Genomic DNA, 15,811 nt, shown 5'->3' with positions numbered 1-15,811 from the left:
CGGCGACGCCTCATTTTATGGCGCCCTGGGTGAGGCCGCGCACGAAGTATTTTCCACCAAACAGATAGATCAGCAGCGGAGGCAACGCGCCGATCAGCACGGCTGCGCTCATCACATCGTAAGCACGCGCGGTCGTGCCGCCGGCCGTGAGCGCGACCAACGCCGCCGTAATCGGCTGCTGCTGGCCCGATGTGAAGACGACGCCGAACAAATACTCGTTCCAGATGCCGGTGAACTGCCAGATGACGGTGACAATCAGAATCGGCGGCGACAGGGGCAGGATGATCTTGCGGAAGATCCGCCAGAAGCCGGCGCCGTCGATGCGTGCCGCCTTGATCAGGTCGTCCGGTATGCTGACGTAGAAATTGCGGCAGAACAGGGTGGTGAACGAGATGCCCTGGACGACGTGGATCAACACCAGCCCGTATGTGGAATTGGTCAGGCCGAGCTTGCCGAGCAGGAACGCCCACGGCATCAACGAAATCTGGCCGGGCATGAATACGCCGAGCAGCATCAGATTGAAGATCAGTTCGGAACCCCTGAAGCGCCATTTGGAGAGGATGTAGCCGTTCATGGCGCCGAGAATGGTCGAGATGATGGTGGCGGGGATCGTCATCGCCAGCGAGTTGAAGAAATTGCGCTTCATGCCCTCGCAGGTACCGCTGACGCAGTAGGATCCCCAGGCCTGCGCCCACGCATCGAACCGGAAGCTGCGCGGTACGGAGATGAGGCCGTTGCGGGCAATCTCCGACTGCTCGCGCAATGAGTTGAAGATCACCACCAGCAATGGCACGAGATAGACGACCGCGAAAAGCGTCAGCACGGCATAGACAAGGAAGCGACTCCAGAAATGCCGGCGCGTGGCAGCGGCTTCTTCCGGATCAAAACGGGCATTAGGGGCAATTTCAGCCATTGCGGCCCTCCGCCCGCCGGCGCCAGACGATCCACAAGGAGTACGGCACCAGCACCACCGCGACCGCCGCGAGCATCATCATCGCCGCGGCGGCACCCTCGCCGATTTGGCCGCGCTGGAACATCAGGTCGTAGACATAGATGGCGGGGAAGGTGGTGGACACACCTGGGCCGCCTCGCGTCAACGCCGCCACCAGGTCGAAGGTCTTGATGGCGAATTGTATCTGAATGACCGCCACCGCCAGGAATATCGGAGCGATGGTTGGCAGGATGACCCTCCGATAGGTCCGGAAAACCGACGCGCCGTCGATTTGCGCGGCTTTGACGAGATCCGGATCGACCGACCGCAGACCGGCCAGGAAAAGTGCCATTGCGAAGCCGGACGACTGCCAGATACCGGTTATGATCACCGCATAGATCGCAGTGTTGCGGTTGGCCGTCAGGGCGAAGCTGAAGTCGGTCCAGCCAAGCCCGCGAACGAAGGCCTGGATACCGTCGACAGGATTATAGAGCCAACTCCACACCGTACCGGTGACGATGAAGGACACCGCCAACGGGTAGAGAAAGATGGTGCGCCAAACCGCCTCGCCGCGGACGCGCTGGTCGATCGCGATCGCGAGCAGCAGGCCAACGGCCATCGAGCCAACGATATAGAAGCCGCTGAACAGGAAGAGATTGGTATAGGCGATGTTCCAGCGCCGGTTTGCCCAGAGCGAAGCGTAATTGTCCAGGCCGACGAACCCATAGGTCGGCAACAGCGACGAATTGGACAGCGAGATGTAGAGCGTCCAGAGCGTGAAGACGAAAACATAGATGAAACTCGCCGCTATCGACGGCGCCAGCACCAGAATGGGCACCATCGTGCCCAGGCGCTCGCGCCACGGAGGGGCCGCGGCAGCTGCGGCTGGTACAATCAGATCATGGGTGGACATCGGGCTGCTCCGGCGAGGTCTGGCCGGGAGCTTCGCCCCCGGCCATCATCGGCAGCGTCACTTCTGCGCTTCGGCCGCATCCGCCATCGCATTGGCCGCGTCCTGCGCACTCATATCCGGCGTTGCTACAAACTCCGTGATGCTATCCATTATTGCGCCGCGGACCTTTTGCGGAACCGTCATGTTGTGCGCCATCGAACGCACGAGCGTGCCGGCGGCGATCGAGGCTTGCAGATCCTTTTGCGAGAGCTGCTGGCAGGGATTGAAGCCGTTCGAAAGATCGACGTCGAGGCGGGCCGGAATGGACCCTTTGGTCTGATTGAAAATGGTCTGGAATTCGGGCGACAGGATGATGCTGGCAAGCAGCTTCTGTCCCTCGATATAGTCCGGATCCTTCTGCTTGAAGAACACGACCGAGTCTGAATTCAAGATGAAACCGGGCTTGCCCCAATCGGTCGGCGCCTGGGCGCAGACATAGTCGGTGCCCTCCTTGAAGCCGCCGGCCGTCAGCAGGCCGATCGTCCAGTCGCCCATGATGTGGAAGGCGGCCTCGCCGCGGCCGACGAGATGCGACATGGTATCCCAGTCACGCCCGTTCATGCCGGGGTCCATGTACTTCGAGGTCATGGTGCGAAACTGCTCGAAGGCCTTGACCATGCCGTCGCTGCGCATGGCATCGACGTCGCCCTCGACGAAAGCTTTCTTGTAGAGATCGAGGTCCTGACCGTACACGACCACTTCGAAGACGGTCGAGTCGGTCCAGTCGGCGGTCGAGTGCGAAATGCAGATCTTGCCGCTGGCCACGATCTTGTCGCAGGCGGCGTTGAATTCCGCCCATGTCTTCGGCATCTCGGTGACGCCCGCGTCCTTCATGACCTTCGGCGATGCCCACAGCCAGTTGATGCGGTGGATGTTCATCGGCGCGGCCACCCAATTCCCGGTCGGCTTCATCACCGGCAGCAATTCGGGAGCGACGACCTTCTCCCAATTTTCCGCCTTCGCCAGGTCGTCGAGATTGGCTGTCATGCCCGTCTCGTTCCATTCGGCGATCTCGGGGCCTTTGAGCTGCACAGCGGGAGGTGCGTTGCCGGCGATCACATCAGCACGCAGTTTGGCCAGGGTATTGGCCGTATGGCCTGCGATGGAGGTCTGCTGCCAGGTGCCACCCTTGGCGGTAAACATCTCGCCGAGCTTGGCGATAGCCTGGGCGTCCGATCCGGTGGCCCATTGATGCAAGAGGTTGGTCTTCGGCTCCGCGAGGGCTGTTCCGGTAATCAAGGTGAAGGCGGTAGCGGCCGCAAAGGCCGTCCTCAGGTATTTCATCGTTTCACTCCCATATGTGATGCACGGTTCGTATCGACCGCTTGTGGCCCGCGATTTGAGGTCGTGGCCGGCGAGATTCAGTAATCTCCGTTCTTTCCAAGATGACATATTTGGGCTATCAGTCAACGTGCTTTGTGCCCATCATGAACAAACCTTCGCTTAGAAATTGGCTGATCGACAGGCCGTCCGCGTCGCCGGAGAGCCTGATCGTCCGATGCTTGCGCGAGCGCGGCGTGCTTTCTGCGTCGCAAATTACCCGCATTACCGGTTTGGCGCGGTCGACGGTTTCAACCGCGCTCAACGGCTTGAGAAAATCTGGGATGGTGATCGAATCCTCGGCCCATCATGACGCGGCGAGGGGTATCGGCAGGCCTGCCACGACATTGACGCTCAATCCCGCTGCGGGCACCTGCGTCGGCATCCATCTGGGCCTCGACGAGATGCGGTGTGTCGTCGCTGACGTCTCGCATTCTTTCGTTGCCGAACAAACTATCCCCATGGGTCTGGACTACCAGCCGCAACAGGCGGCCCAGCTCGCCAAGTCAGTAATTGCCCGATGCTACGAAGAGAACGGTCTGCCGATGGCGGGGCTCCTGGGGGTTGGGGTCTCCGTCTCGGGCCCAGTCAGCCGCGAAGGAGTGGTGCTGCGCGCGAGTATCGTTCCGACCTGGGCCGGGGTCAACATCCGCGATGTGTTCGGGCCGGTCCTTGAACAGCCGATCTTCGCCGACAATGAGAGCAACTGCTCGGCCATTGCCGAGCTGATGTGGGGTGCTGCCGTCGGCCAGGACGATTTCGTGCTGTTCAAGGTCGATCTGGGCGTCGGCGGGGCCATTGTCCAGCACGGTCGGCTGGTGAGCGGCATCGCCGGCGGCGCCGGCGAATTCGGGCACATTAGCATCGATCCCGGCGGCGACCTTTGCCGGTGCGGCAATCGAGGATGCCTGGAGCTCTATGCCAGCTTTGCCCGACCGCTCGAGCAGATTTCGCGCATCGTGCGGCGGCCGGTCACGATGGACGACGTGATCATGATGGCCGAGCAGGGCGACGTGAGGGCGCTGCGGATGATCGAGGACACCGCCGAGTTTGCCGGCCGTGGCCTTGGCCTGATCGGTTCGGTTCTCAATCCGCCGCTCATCATCATCGGCGGCCGCATGGCCTTGGCGGGCGACATTCTCCTGGCGCCACTGATCGCATCATATGAACGCCACACGCTCATCAAGTCCCGCGATGTGGCGCCTGCGCTGCGCACGCGGATAATCGTTGGCAAGCACACGGAGAACGATGCATTGCTCGGCGCGGTCGGCCTCGTGCTGCGCCACAACAGCCGGCTTCAGTGACCCGGCTTGCGCTCTGATTTTGCGAGCTGCTCGCCGAAGCAGCGGAACTGATGTTTGCCTACGCGACACGCACCGTGCGCTGCCTCGGCTTGATCGCGGTGGCGAGCAGCAGGCCGGCGATGATGAAGGCGGCGCCGGCGAGATCGTAGTCGTGCAAGCTTTCGCCAAGGACCAGATAAGCGAGAACGGCGACGAAGGCGGTCTGGAGATAGAGCAGCATGCTGGCGCGCCCCGCACCAAGCGTCTCGACGCTACGGTTGTAGAGATAGTACATCAGAGCGCCGCCGGGGCCGGCAACATAGGCGAGAGCCAGAAGGCCGTTCGCATGCAGCGCTGAACGATCCCCGGAAAACAGTTCCCAGAGATAGAAGGGCAGTGCGGCCAGCGCGCCGGCTCCCAGCAGCAGGACCACCATCGGCAGAAGCTCGATAGCGAATTTGGCGCGACGCAGCAGCACGGTGTAGAGGCCCCAACAAAACGCGCTGCCGACGATCCACAACTCGCCGGGATTGAACTGCAGCTGCATCAGCGCGGCAAGGTCGCCGCGCGCCACGATCACCACCATCCCAGCCAGAGCGACCAGCGCTCCAAGCGCTTTCCAGACACCGAGGGGCTCGCCGAGCACGAAGCGGGCAAGCACCATGGTCATGATCGGCGACAGCGCCATGATGATGCCGGCGGTTGTCGCGTTGGTGTAGTTGAGGCCCGTGTAGATCATGCCCTGACACAAGGTTAGCCCGATAGTGCCGATGACCAGCACCTCGATCACCCGGGATTGGATCAGCACGAGCATCGCCCCGTGATGACGATGGACGATAGGCAGCAGGATCGCGCACGCGAGCGTCAGCCGCCAGAAGCAGAGCGCCCAAGGCGGCATCTCGGGGGCAACCCACTTGGCGGCGATATAGACGCCGGCCGACAGGAGCCAGCAGAGCGTCGCGAGGGAATAGGCGAGCGGAAGTGATGCGCCGGGTGTCGCCTTCGCTACACTTGGATGTGCTATCGGCAGCGATTGGATATCCGTCTCCTCCCACCGCAGACTTTAGCAGATTTGCAGCGTCTTGCTAAGCAGCAACAACAGCTGTTTCACCAGCTGGTGCAATCGGTGGGTCATTGTGGGTCCCGCCGTTCACGGTCTCCTTCCATTCGAACGCATGTTGGCCCATGATTCATATTGCGCGACAGATATTCGCGCGGTTGCCACAATCTTCTCGCGCCATATTTCTACCGAGAGCAGATCTGTCGCGAATTCCTGGTCCTAGGATCACGAGCGCCGCTGTTTCGAAGCAATTGGAAGAATAAGCCACTGACTTCCGTTTGCACAAAGAGCGCGACACAGATCCATGCGGAGGACGTCCGATGCATGCCGGCTTCCGAGGAAGCGTACTCGTAGCGGTGTTGGGCACCGTCATGGCAAGCTGCGCTGGCATTCCGGCGCAAAAAACCGGGGCAATAACCGGCTATGGCCCCAACCCCACTTTACCGAAACCAAGACCGACGCTGATCCCGACTGTTAACATCGCCGAGGCGAAAGGCTGGCAGAAAGAAGGTATGCCGACCCCGGCGAAGGGGCTGACAGTGAACGCCTTCGCCACCGGCCTCGACCATCCGCGCTGGCTACATGTGCTTCCGAACGGCGACGTGCTGGTTGCTGAAACCAATGCCCCTGCCAAGCATGACGAAGGCTTCAGTCTTAGAAAGGTCTTCATGGACCTGGCTATGAAGCGGGCTGGCGCCGCGACCAAAAGCGCCAACCGCATCACGCTCCTGCGCGACACGGATGGCGACGGCATTGCGGATGTACGCACGACGTTCGCGGAAGGCCTCAATTCGCCCTTCGGCATGACGCTGTCCAAAGGCAAACTCTTTGTCGCGAATACCGACGCGCTCGTCGCTTTCCCCTACTCCAATGGCCAGACCCGAGTCAGCACGTCGCCGGAAAAGATCATCGACTTGCCGGCCGGGGACCTCAACCATCATTGGACCAAGGACGTGATCGCAACTCCGGATGGACGCAAGCTCTATGTCACCGTTGGTTCCAACAGCAACGTTGGAGAAAACGGCATAGCCGCGGAGAAGAACCGCGCCGCTGTCCTTGAAGTGGATCGGTCTACCCGCCGCACTCGGGTCTTCGCCTCGGGCCTGCGCAACCCGAACGGGCTCTCCTGGAATCCTGAGACTGGCCAGCTTTGGGTCGCCGTGAACGAGCGTGACGAGATCGGCGACGACCTTGTGCCGGATTACATGACCTCGGTTCGTGACGGCGCTTTCTACGGCTGGCCCTACAGCTACTACGGACAGAACGTCGACGAACGTGCCAAGCCGCAGCGCCCCGATCTCGTGGCGGCAGCGATCAAGCCCGATTACGCCCTGGGCTCTCATACCGCCTCGCTGGGACTGACCTTCTCCAAAGGCGCGCGGCTCGGTCCGGCCTACGGCAACGGCGCCTTCGTCGGCCAGCACGGCTCGTGGAATAGAAGCGTGCACAGCGGCTACAAGGTCATCTTCGTGCCGTTCCATGGTGGCAAACCGAGCGGTCCACCGGAAGATGTGCTCACTGGCTTCATCGGGCGTAATGGCGAGGCGATGGGCCGGCCGGTCGGCGTCGCTATCGATCAGACTGGCGCACTGCTCGTCGCCGACGACGTCGGTAATGTCATCTGGCGGGTCCGCCGGGCGAATGGCCGTTGAGCGCATGTGGCCTTTCTGATTCCGACCTCACCAGCCTTCGGCTACAGCGCCACGCCCGATATGGCTGCATTCGGCTGCGATTTCGATGCAAATGCCAGGTGACGACATCGCGCCTGCCGCATGTCGGTCGCTATGGCGACGTCTATTTTGCGCATGGCTATTCGGGCAAGGGGGTGATCCTGTCGACGCTGTCGGGCAAGCTGCTCGCTGAGGCGATCACCGGTGATGCTTCGCGGCTCGATCTGTTTTCGACCCTAAGCCCGCTGCCGTTCCCCGGCGGCACGGCGCTGCGCGGCCCGCTCTATGTGCTCGGCATGCTTTGGTACGCAATGCGTGACCGCATCAAACATTGAGCGCAGGCATGCGCAATGAGGCCGAGCGCCGCCACCAAGCGATTAACGGCTGATTTCGCGGCGGCGTCCGACTTGATCGATCTTGAATATGGTCCGTAGGCAATGGCCGCGAGTCGGTCCATGCCCTGCTCCCGAAGCCTGAGCGCCGATAGACCTGCCTGCTATTTCCTCAGCTAATAGATCGATATGATTGCAGGATTGACCGTTTCATATCCCAGGCGCGGCTCCGATTTGTCTTTCGAAATCGCGCTGGAGACAGTTCCGGTTGAACTGCTATCCAATTTTGTTTCCCTGTTTTTCTTGATCGTGCTGCCCGACAGGTCGGCGCAGGCCGACGTTACTTCTGTACTGACCACTCTCTTTTTCTCGTGCGCAACGGCGGCGGTGGATACGGCCATCACAATTGCCGCGCAAACAATCGTCAATCTCATTGATTCCCCCTTAGAGCACCGCAAAAATGTGGTCGGCTGCTTTGAGACGCCGGCGAAGGCGGTATTCGCGCCTGGCCGGCCCATGCAGCTTCCGACTGCACAAGATTGTAACTACATTAGCTGCAGCGCAAGTAACCATTTCGGACTAGGGAACGGGTTCCCCTTCGATCGAAAGCGCTGGGCTGCCGGCGAAAAAGCAGGCGTTTTAGCCGTTCTCGCCGCCGAGCGCCTTCCAATTTTGGGACAGAGGTTGGCTGATGCCCTTAAACTCACGGCTACGCATTGGTTGGATCTATGCAGCGACAAGGCCAACCTTGGCAAAGCCTCTTACATAGTCACCTTCGGGCAGCACCAGTCTTGGAATTCACGCCCTCAAGCAAGGCGAGCAGGCCTTTCAGAATTTCGATTGGCGGCGGCGGACAACCTGGAATGTGCAGATCGACAGGCAAGGCCTCGGACACTCCGCGCACCACCGCATAGCTGCCGGCGAAACAGCCGCCATTGCCTGCGCAATCTCCCAGTGCGACCACCCATTTTGGGTTGGGTGTTGCGTCGTAGGTCAGCTTCAATGCCTCGCGCATGTTTTTTGTGACCGGCCCGGTGACGAGCAGTACATCGGCATGGCGCGGTGATGCGACGAACCGGATCCCAAAACGCTCGATGTCATAGAAGGCGTTGTTCAGCGCGTGCATCTCAAGTTCGCAGCCGTTGCAGGAACCGGCATCGACCGCCCGGATCGACAGGCTTCGCCCCAATCGTTTGTGAGCAGCCCCATCGAGCGCGCGTGCGAGTTCGTCGACTGCCGTGCTGCTTGCCAACGGCGGACGCTCGGTGAGAGGGGGGCGTATCAGGCTTTCAAAAAGAAGCTTGCGCATGACAGCGTGCCTTCAGAGATCATGGCCCGAATAAGAGCAGTTGAACGATTTGTTGCACAGCGGAAAGTCGGCAACGATGTTTCCTTCGATCGCCGCTTCAAGGAGCGGCCATTGAAACCATGACGGATCACGGAGGTGACAGCGCTCGACCAAGCCGCCCTTGCCAATGCGCAGCCAGGCCAGAATGTCGCCGCGGAAACCTTCGACGAGCGCCATGCCTTCATGCGATCGGTTTGTCTGCGCGAAATCGACGCGGATCGGCCCGTCTGGCAGCTGTCGCAGGACTTGTTCGATCAGGGACAGGCTCTGTTCGACCTCGTGGATACGAATCCATACACGGGCGTTCACATCGCCTTCCTGGAGGAGAGGTACATCGAAGGCGAGTTCGCCATAGGGTGGATAAGCGAGATTGCGTCGGGCATCGAAGTCCCGACCGGAGGCCCGGCCAACGTAGCCTCCGGCGCGATATTGACGAGCGAGTTCCACCTTCAGCCGGCCAGTCGCGACAGTCCGATCCTGCAGCGACGCAGTGTTGTCGTAGAGCTCGACCAGCGCGGGAAACCGCTGCCTGATCTCTGCGATCAGGGACCTGAGCGCTGTCGTGCCCTCATCGCTCAGGAAGCTTGCCACGCCTCCGGGCACGATGCAGTCGCGCATCAAACGATGACCGAAGGCAGCATCGCTTGCCCGCAATACGCGCTCACGCAGCACCCCACAGTGGGCATGCATGAGCGCGAAGGCGGCATCATTGCAGATAGCGCCGATGTCGCCCAGATGATTGGCCAGGCGCTCCAACTCGGCCATGAGCGCTCGCAGCCAGACCGCGCGTGGGGGAACCTGGACACCCAGCGCCGCCTCGACGGCGCGGGCAAAAGCGAGGGAGTATGCCACGGTACTGTCGCCAGAGGTTCTGCCCGCCAATTTGGCCGCACGGTCGATGTCGGACCCCGCCATCAGGCCTTCTATACCCTTGTGCGCGTATCCGAGGCGCTGCTCCAGCCGGACGACCGTTTCACCGCTCGCCGTGAACCGGAAATGGCCCGGCTCGATGATGCCGGCATGCACGGGCCCGACCGGGATCTGATGCAGGCTCTCCCCCTCTGCAGGCAGGAAACTGTACGGGAAGGCAGTCGCAGCAGACGTCCGGACGCGGGTACTCAACGGATAGCTGACACCCCAGTGGCCATGATCAAGCCACTGTCGTGTATCAGGCGCACCTTGTGGTAGGAGCCCGAACAGGTCAGCGGCCGCACGTTCCAGGCGCAATGCGGGCGGATGCAGCCGGCCGACCGATGGGTAGCGGCCACTGGGGCATTCCAGGCTGGCGACGCCAATGTCCCCGGCGCTTTCATCGAGAAGTGCCATGTGGACGGCGCCTGGCTCACCCCATAGGCCGAGCAAGCTCCAGTGGCCCTCGGCCAGTTGCTCGACGGCAAAGCCCCATTTTTTCGGAGTCACCACGGCGCGCGACCACGGGAAATGATTTTCGACACGTTGGCCAGCAAGGATGAGGTCGATCAGCCCGGGCATGCTCTTTCTCTCCTCTGCTCACCCCAGGATACTTGCGACGTGCTGGAACCATGTGACCAGCGGTGGCGGCAGATAGATGCCGGCGGCAAACACCAACGCCAAGTGGGAATACATCGGAATGTAGGACGCCTCGGCGGGTGCAGTGCTGCCGCGCGGTTCGCCGAAAGCGACGCCGGTCAGTCGAAGCAGCAGGGCGCCGAAAGCGAGCAGAATCCCGAAAACCAACGGCATCGCCAAAAGAGGGTGTCTTGCAAATGTCGAACTCACGACCAGGAATTCGCTCATGAAGATACCGAGCGGAGGGAGGCCGGCAATGGCAACGACGCCGATGACGAGCGCCCAGCCAAGGGCAGGATGTGTTTCCGTCAGTCCCCGGATTTCGGCGATGTTCTGTGTCCCCTTGACCTGGGCAATGTGGCCGACCGTGAAAAAGATCGCCGACTTGGTCAGGCTGTGCATGACCATGTGCAGCAGCCCGGCAAAATTGGCGAGCGGGCCTCCTATGCCGAAGGCGAACACGATGATGCCCATGTGCTCGATCGAGGAGTACGCGAACAGGCGTTTGATGTCGCGGCGGCGGTAGAGCATGAAGGCCGCGAAGACAAGCGACGTCAGTCCCATCGTGATCATCAATGGCCCAGGTGCGATCGCTTCCGGGCTTGCCGCGAGCAATAGCTTGAAGCGCAGCACGGCATAGAGTGCGACGTTTAACAGCAAGCCCGACAGCACTGCGGAAATCGGCGTTGGACCCTCAGCATGCGCGTCTGGCAGCCAGGCATGTAAGGGCGCAAGGCCGACCTTTGTCCCGTAGCCGAGCAGCAGAAAGATGAAGGCGACATTGAGCAGAGCCGGATCGAAGCGCGCGGCGTGAGCGATGAGCACCGTCCAGACCATCGCATTCGTCCCCTCGCCAACAACCGGCTGTGCAGCCATGTAGACGAGGATGGTGCCGAACAGTGCGAGCGCGATGCCGACGCTGCCCAGAATGAAATATTTCCAGGCTGCCTCCAGCGCTTCGTGCGTGCGGTAGATGCCGACCATGAGCACGGTGGTCAGCGTGGCAAGCTCCACCGCCACCCACATCAAGCCAATATTGTTCGACACGAACGCCAGGTTCATGCCGAACATCATGACCTGGTACATTGCGTGATAAAACCGCAAGTTCGGGACTGTTAGCCGCCCGCTCTCCAGTTCGTGGGCAATGTAGGAAGCGCTGAAGACGCTGGTGGTGAAGCCGACGAATGTGTTGAGCACGATGAAGACGATATTGAGATCGTCGACGAGCAGATACTGCCCAGGCTGCGGGCGGTCGGTGACAAGAAGCGACAGGGCGGCGAGCAAGGTCAGCAAGCTCGCAGCGACATTGACGCCCGCCGATATCCGGTATTTCGGCAGCGCCGCCAGAAGTGCGGCCGCGAAGACCGGTATCAGCAAAATGGCGGCCACCGCATCGAGGGAAAACGCGGTCAACGGTGTTCTCCCCTGTAGTCGTCGAGCGCGCCGACATCCACCGAGTCGAACCTCTCGCGGATGCGGAACAGGAAGACTCCGATGACGATGAAGGCGATAAGGATCGAGAAGGCGACACTGATCTCGACGACCAGAGGCATGCCCTTGGCCCCCGTGGCGGCGAGGACCAGACCGTTCTCGAGCGACATGAATCCGACAACTTGGCTGACGGCGTTGCGGCGGGTGACCATCACCAGCAGCCCCAGCAAAATGATGGACAGCGCGAAAGCCAGGTCCTCGCGGGCGAGGGGATCAGCCTCGGGAGTGACGCGCAGCATCAGGACCATGGACAGGGTCACCAGGCCTATCCCCGCAAGCATCGTCGTACCGATGCCGACGGCGGTCTCGACGTCACGATGGATGCCGAGCCGCTGAATGATGCGATGAAGCCCGACAGGAATGACGATCGCCTTGAAGACGAGGGCGATCGCCGCCGTGACGTAGAGATGATGCGCGTCCTGAATGTATGCCTGCCAAGCTACGGACAGGGCCAGCACGATTGCATGAAGCGCAAAAACGTTGATCAGAGCAAAGAGGCGATCCTGATACAGCATCATGAAACTGACCAGCACTAGGCCGCCGGCGAGCAGGTGAGCGATGTCGAAGGTGAGGCCGTTCATCAGAGGCTCCGCGAGACGAACAGCAGGAGCGTGCCAAGCAGGGCCAGCATCAGCGCTGCCCCGAGGAAATCCGGGACGCGGAAGACGCGCATCTTGGCGATGGCAGTCTCAAACACGGCGAGGAGAACGCCACATACGGCAAGCTTGCCGACATAGGCGACGACACCCGGAGCAAGGGATTCCAGTCCTGCCCCGGCGCTCGCCAGGCCCCAAGGTAGGAAGACGCAGGAAATCAGCGACACATAGAGCAGAAGCTTGAGGAAGGCGGCAAACTCGATCATCGCCAGATGGCGACCGGAATATTCCAGCACCATCGCCTCATGAACCATGGTGAGTTCCAGATGGGTCGATGGGTTGTCCACGGGTATGCGGGCGTTTTCGGCGATCGCCACCATCACGAGGGCGATGAGCGACATCCCGAGCGACACCCGCAAGCCAACCTCCGGTGACCCCATGAAGGCGGCGACCGTTGAGAGTTGCGTAGCACCCGCGACGAGCGCCAGGCTGAACACGATGAGCAGCATGGCGGGTTCGGCCAGCGAAGCGATCATCACCTCGCGGCTCGAGCCGATGCCGCCGAAGCTCGTGCCGACGTCCATGCCTGCCAGCGCCAGGAAGAACCGGGCGCTTCCCAGCAGTGCGACAATGGCTATGAGATCGGCGGTCCAACTGAATGTAAGGCCGGCGGCGAATGTCGGGATGAGCGCCGCGCCGACCCAGGTGGTGGCAAAGATCAGATAGGGCGTCACGCGAAACAGCCAGGATGCGTTGTCCGCCAGAACGACTTCCTTGCGCATCAGCCGCAAGAGATCGCGGTAAGGTTGGATCAGGGAAGGACCCTGGCGGCGCAAGAGCCGTGCCTTCACCTTGCGCACGAATCCGGTCAGGAGCGGCGCCAGCAAAAGCACCAGCGCCATCTGCGCGCCTTGAACGGCCAACTCGAGAATCACGGCCATAGTGCGAGCACCAGGAGCAGGACAATGAGAAAGAGAAAGACGAGGGTCAGGTAGCGCCTGATCGTCAGGAACTGCAGATGGTTGAGGTGGTCGGTCGCAAAGTCGAGGGCCCGGCCGATAGGCAGGTACAGCGTCTCCCAGATCACATCATGCATTTCGACATTCAGACGAGCCGGACCGGTCTCGCCAGGTGCCGGCATTTCGACGGTTTCCCTTGCACGGAATACGAACGTGCCGAAGACGCGGCGGATAGGCTGCGCGAAGCTGACGGCCGTGTACTGCGAGCTCGGGACCACATCCGGGAAGCCACAACCCCAGGCGGGACCCCGACGGAGTGCATGTGATGCAAAGCGATGGATCACATATGCCGCAGCGGATGCGGAAAAGGCGATGAACAGGAACACCAACAGGCCGTTGTAGGAACTGCGGCTCGCTGCAATCGGCACGATAGACAGCCAGGGCTGGGCCATCTGCACAGGCATCCGACTGCCGATCAGTGGCAGTGTCACCGATGAGAGGCCGTCTATCACAAGACCGGGCAGAATGCCGGCCAGGAGACAAAGGGCAGCGAGAATGAACAATGCCGCCAGCGAGTAGCGGTCGACCTCATGCGCCAGTTCCACCGCGGCCGAGCGTGGCCGGCCGAGGAATGTAATCCCGAACGCCTTTACAAAGCAGGCCGCGGCCAGTGCCGCTGACAGCGCCAGCAGACCGCCAACGGCGGGCACCATGACCTTCAGTCCCCATTGTGGCAGATCGGGGCTCTGCAATATGGCCTGAAAGGCCAGCCATTCGGAGACGAAGCCGTTGAAGGGTGGAAGTGCCGAGATCGCGACGCAACCGACGAGAAAGGCAAAACTTGTAAAGGGCATGCGGTGGATGAGACCGCCCAGCTTCTCCATATCCCGCTCTCCGGTTGCCGTCAGAACGGCGCCCGCGCCGAAAAACAGCAGGCTCTTGAAAAAGGAATGGTTGAGGACGTGGAACAGCGCGGCGGTGAGGGCCAGCGCTGCAGCCGATGGCATGGCGTTCGCCTTGAAAGCGAGCGCGAGACCAAGGCTTACGAAGATGACGCCGATGTTTTCAATGGTGCTATAGGCAAGCAGTCGCTTCAGGTCCTTTTCCATCAGCGCGTAGAGGATGCCGAGAACCGCCGTCAGGCCGCCAAGGAAAAGCACGGCAACGCCCGACCACCATGCCGGCTCACCGAGCAGATCGAAAATAACGCGTATGAAGCCATAGACTGCGACCTTGGTCATCACGCCGCTCATGAGAGCCGAGACGTGGCTTGGCGCGGCCGGATGAGCGAGTGGCAGCCAAACGTGAAGCGGGACGAGTCCAGCCTTGGAGCCGGCGCCCAGCAGCATGAGAACCAGGACGAAAGCAGCGGCGAACGGGGTCGGGTCGGCGGCTCGCATCGCGTCGAATGTGTAGGTTCCATCGGATCCGGCGAGCAGGCCGAACGCAAGCAGCAGCGCGAGTGTGCCGAAGCTCGCCATCACGAGATAGATGTAGCCCGCCCGCGCATTGTCCTGCTCGCGATGGTGCGCCATGACGAGCGCCCAGGAGGCGAGCGACATGAATTCCCAAGAAAGCAGGAAAGTGAAGGCGTCGTCGGCCACCACGACAAGGTTCATTCCGGCTAGGAAAGCCGGGAAGAACGGCAGCACCCGATGCGGCGCAGACTCATGCCTGCCGTAGCCGAGGCCATAAAGGCTGGCCATGGAGCCGCCGAAGTTGACGACGATGAGGAAGAAAGTCGAGAGCGCATCCAAACGGAAATGAGCGCCAATCCATGGCAATCCAAGAGGCAACACCACAGTCGACGGGGTGACGGGATTGTCGGCGATGCGGCTCGCGAGAACCATGAGCACGGCCGCCGATATACCTAGCGTCAAGCCGTAGATCAGGCGTGTTCCCGAGTCGGATCTGCGGCTTTCCGCAATCGCAAGCACCGCAGTCCCCAGGAGCGCAGCGACGCCCCACAGGAGGACCGCGGCCCCCGAAATCACGCCACGCTCCTCACGGGGAGTTTGGCATCCGTATCGACCCCGCCAAGGATTTTGGCGGGGTCAAAATCCGCTTTCAGTCGCACGCCGCGCCCGCCGATTTGGCTGGAGGCGCCTTCAGCGATCAATTCCACGCCGGCGAGGTCAAGTGCCCCGATCAGCTTCATGAGAGAATCGACGTTACCCCGAATAATCGACTCGCTGGCTTCCATGCGTTGAATTGTCGGCACGGAAAGACCGGACAATTCGGCAAGCCTGCGCTGGTCGATGCCAAGGAGCGCCCTCGCGGCACGCAACTGTGGAGCAGTTATCACGGTCGCATCCCCCTTT

At 61.3% G+C, this 15,811-nt stretch carries 14 protein-coding genes and 1 pseudogene; 3 read left to right on the top strand and 12 right to left on the bottom strand.

The window, feature by feature from the left end:
* Positions 1-10: 10 nt before the first annotated feature.
* The 3 genes from NKJ28_RS00675 to NKJ28_RS00665 are packed head-to-tail and all read right to left on the bottom strand — an operon-like array spanning position 11 to position 3,167.
* Complete coding sequence (locus NKJ28_RS00675) at positions 11-913, bottom strand: carbohydrate ABC transporter permease (RefSeq protein ID WP_292660005.1); 903 nt, start codon at positions 911-913, stop codon at positions 11-13.
* On the bottom strand, positions 906-1,844 hold the full coding sequence (locus NKJ28_RS00670) for a carbohydrate ABC transporter permease (RefSeq protein WP_352586669.1): 939 nt from the start codon (positions 1,842-1,844) through the stop codon (positions 906-908). The genes NKJ28_RS00675 and NKJ28_RS00670 overlap by 8 nt, the downstream gene beginning before the upstream one ends.
* A gap of 57 nt (positions 1,845-1,901) precedes the next feature.
* Positions 1,902-3,167 carry an ABC transporter substrate-binding protein gene (locus NKJ28_RS00665; RefSeq protein ID WP_023675509.1) on the bottom strand — a complete coding sequence of 422 codons (1,266 nt, stop codon included), beginning with the start codon at positions 3,165-3,167 and terminating at the stop codon, positions 1,902-1,904.
* Between the two features lie 101 nt (positions 3,168-3,268).
* Between NKJ28_RS00665 and NKJ28_RS00660 the strand changes: the two genes are divergently transcribed.
* Positions 3,269-4,507 (top strand): ROK family transcriptional regulator, encoded by a 1,239-nt coding sequence (locus NKJ28_RS00660; protein WP_352633566.1) that lies wholly within the window; start codon positions 3,269-3,271, stop codon positions 4,505-4,507.
* A 58-nt stretch (positions 4,508-4,565) separates the two neighbouring features.
* Here the strand turns inward: NKJ28_RS00660 and NKJ28_RS00655 are convergent, their stop codons facing one another.
* Positions 4,566-5,525 carry a DMT family transporter gene (locus tag NKJ28_RS00655; protein WP_352469816.1) on the bottom strand — a complete coding sequence of 320 codons (960 nt, stop codon included), beginning with the start codon at positions 5,523-5,525 and terminating at the stop codon, positions 4,566-4,568.
* 341 nt (positions 5,526-5,866) lie between these two features.
* Here NKJ28_RS00655 and NKJ28_RS00650 point away from each other — a divergent pair, with 341 nt between their 5' ends.
* Both NKJ28_RS00650 and NKJ28_RS00645 read left to right on the top strand, forming a co-directional pair.
* Positions 5,867-7,198 (top strand): PQQ-dependent sugar dehydrogenase, encoded by a 1,332-nt coding sequence (locus NKJ28_RS00650; RefSeq protein WP_352633564.1) that lies wholly within the window; start codon positions 5,867-5,869, stop codon positions 7,196-7,198.
* A gap of 98 nt (positions 7,199-7,296) precedes the next feature.
* Positions 7,297-7,551, top strand: a pseudogene (locus tag NKJ28_RS00645) (FAD-dependent oxidoreductase); the annotation flags it as partial.
* 173 nt (positions 7,552-7,724) lie between these two features.
* Here the strand turns inward: NKJ28_RS00645 and NKJ28_RS00640 are convergent.
* The 8 genes from NKJ28_RS00640 to NKJ28_RS00605 all read right to left on the bottom strand — a co-directional run bounded on the left by NKJ28_RS00640 (position 7,725) and on the right by NKJ28_RS00605 (position 15,795).
* On the bottom strand, positions 7,725-7,982 hold the full coding sequence (locus NKJ28_RS00640) for a hypothetical protein (protein ID WP_352633562.1): 258 nt from the start codon (positions 7,980-7,982) through the stop codon (positions 7,725-7,727).
* A 335-nt stretch (positions 7,983-8,317) separates the two neighbouring features.
* Positions 8,318-8,857 (bottom strand): NADH-quinone oxidoreductase subunit B family protein, encoded by a 540-nt coding sequence (locus NKJ28_RS00635; protein ID WP_023675516.1) that lies wholly within the window; start codon positions 8,855-8,857, stop codon positions 8,318-8,320.
* 12 nt (positions 8,858-8,869) lie between these two features.
* Positions 8,870-10,387 carry a hydrogenase large subunit gene (locus tag NKJ28_RS00630; RefSeq protein ID WP_023675517.1) on the bottom strand — a complete coding sequence of 506 codons (1,518 nt, stop codon included), beginning with the start codon at positions 10,385-10,387 and terminating at the stop codon, positions 8,870-8,872.
* 18 nt (positions 10,388-10,405) lie between these two features.
* Positions 10,406-11,857: a hydrogenase 4 subunit F gene (locus NKJ28_RS00625; protein WP_023675518.1), complete on the bottom strand. Its 1,452-nt coding sequence runs from the start codon at positions 11,855-11,857 to the stop codon at positions 10,406-10,408.
* On the bottom strand, positions 11,854-12,516 hold the full coding sequence (locus NKJ28_RS00620) for a hydrogenase-4 component E (protein ID WP_023675519.1): 663 nt from the start codon (positions 12,514-12,516) through the stop codon (positions 11,854-11,856). The genes NKJ28_RS00625 and NKJ28_RS00620 overlap by 4 nt, the downstream gene beginning before the upstream one ends.
* A complete protein-coding gene (locus NKJ28_RS00615) occupies positions 12,516-13,472 on the bottom strand; it encodes a respiratory chain complex I subunit 1 family protein (protein WP_023675520.1) in 957 nt (318 codons plus the stop codon). Before NKJ28_RS00615 ends, NKJ28_RS00620 begins: the two co-directional genes overlap by 1 nt.
* Entirely contained in the window at positions 13,463-15,484 is a 2,022-nt protein-coding gene (gene hyfB, locus NKJ28_RS00610) for a hydrogenase 4 subunit B (RefSeq protein WP_502896717.1), read from the bottom strand. Before hyfB ends, NKJ28_RS00615 begins: the two co-directional genes overlap by 10 nt.
* The gene (locus NKJ28_RS00605; RefSeq protein WP_023675522.1) at positions 15,481-15,795 is read right to left on the bottom strand and encodes a helix-turn-helix domain-containing protein; all 315 of its coding nucleotides are present in this window, start codon (positions 15,793-15,795) and stop codon (positions 15,481-15,483) included. The genes hyfB and NKJ28_RS00605 overlap by 4 nt, the downstream gene beginning before the upstream one ends.
* Positions 15,796-15,811: the final 16 nt, after the last annotated feature.

Source organism: Mesorhizobium sp. M0145 (assembly GCF_040322355.1).
Lineage (GTDB): Bacteria > Pseudomonadota > Alphaproteobacteria > Rhizobiales > Rhizobiaceae > Mesorhizobium.
This window is presented reverse-complemented; position numbering and strand designations above follow the sequence as displayed.

Excerpts from the sequence above, each read along its gene's own strand:
- NKJ28_RS00675 (WP_292660005.1), bottom strand. The coding sequence starts at position 913 with ATGGCTGAAATTGCCCCTAATGCCCGTTTTGATCCGGAAGAAGCCGCT.
- NKJ28_RS00670 (WP_352586669.1), bottom strand. The coding sequence starts at position 1,844 with ATGTCCACCCATGATCTGATTGTACCAGCCGCAGCTGCCGCGGCCCCT.
- NKJ28_RS00665 (WP_023675509.1), bottom strand. The coding sequence starts at position 3,167 with ATGAAATACCTGAGGACGGCCTTTGCGGCCGCTACCGCCTTCACCTTG.
- NKJ28_RS00660 (WP_352633566.1), top strand. The coding sequence starts at position 3,269 with ATGACATATTTGGGCTATCAGTCAACGTGCTTTGTGCCCATCATGAAC.
- NKJ28_RS00650 (WP_352633564.1), top strand. The coding sequence starts at position 5,867 with ATGCATGCCGGCTTCCGAGGAAGCGTACTCGTAGCGGTGTTGGGCACC.
- NKJ28_RS00640 (WP_352633562.1), bottom strand. The coding sequence starts at position 7,982 with ATGAGATTGACGATTGTTTGCGCGGCAATTGTGATGGCCGTATCCACC.
- NKJ28_RS00635 (WP_023675516.1), bottom strand. The coding sequence starts at position 8,857 with ATGCGCAAGCTTCTTTTTGAAAGCCTGATACGCCCCCCTCTCACCGAG.
- NKJ28_RS00630 (WP_023675517.1), bottom strand. The coding sequence starts at position 10,387 with ATGCCCGGGCTGATCGACCTCATCCTTGCTGGCCAACGTGTCGAAAAT.
- NKJ28_RS00620 (WP_023675519.1), bottom strand. The coding sequence starts at position 12,516 with ATGAACGGCCTCACCTTCGACATCGCTCACCTGCTCGCCGGCGGCCTA.
- NKJ28_RS00615 (WP_023675520.1), bottom strand. The coding sequence starts at position 13,472 with ATGGCCGTGATTCTCGAGTTGGCCGTTCAAGGCGCGCAGATGGCGCTG.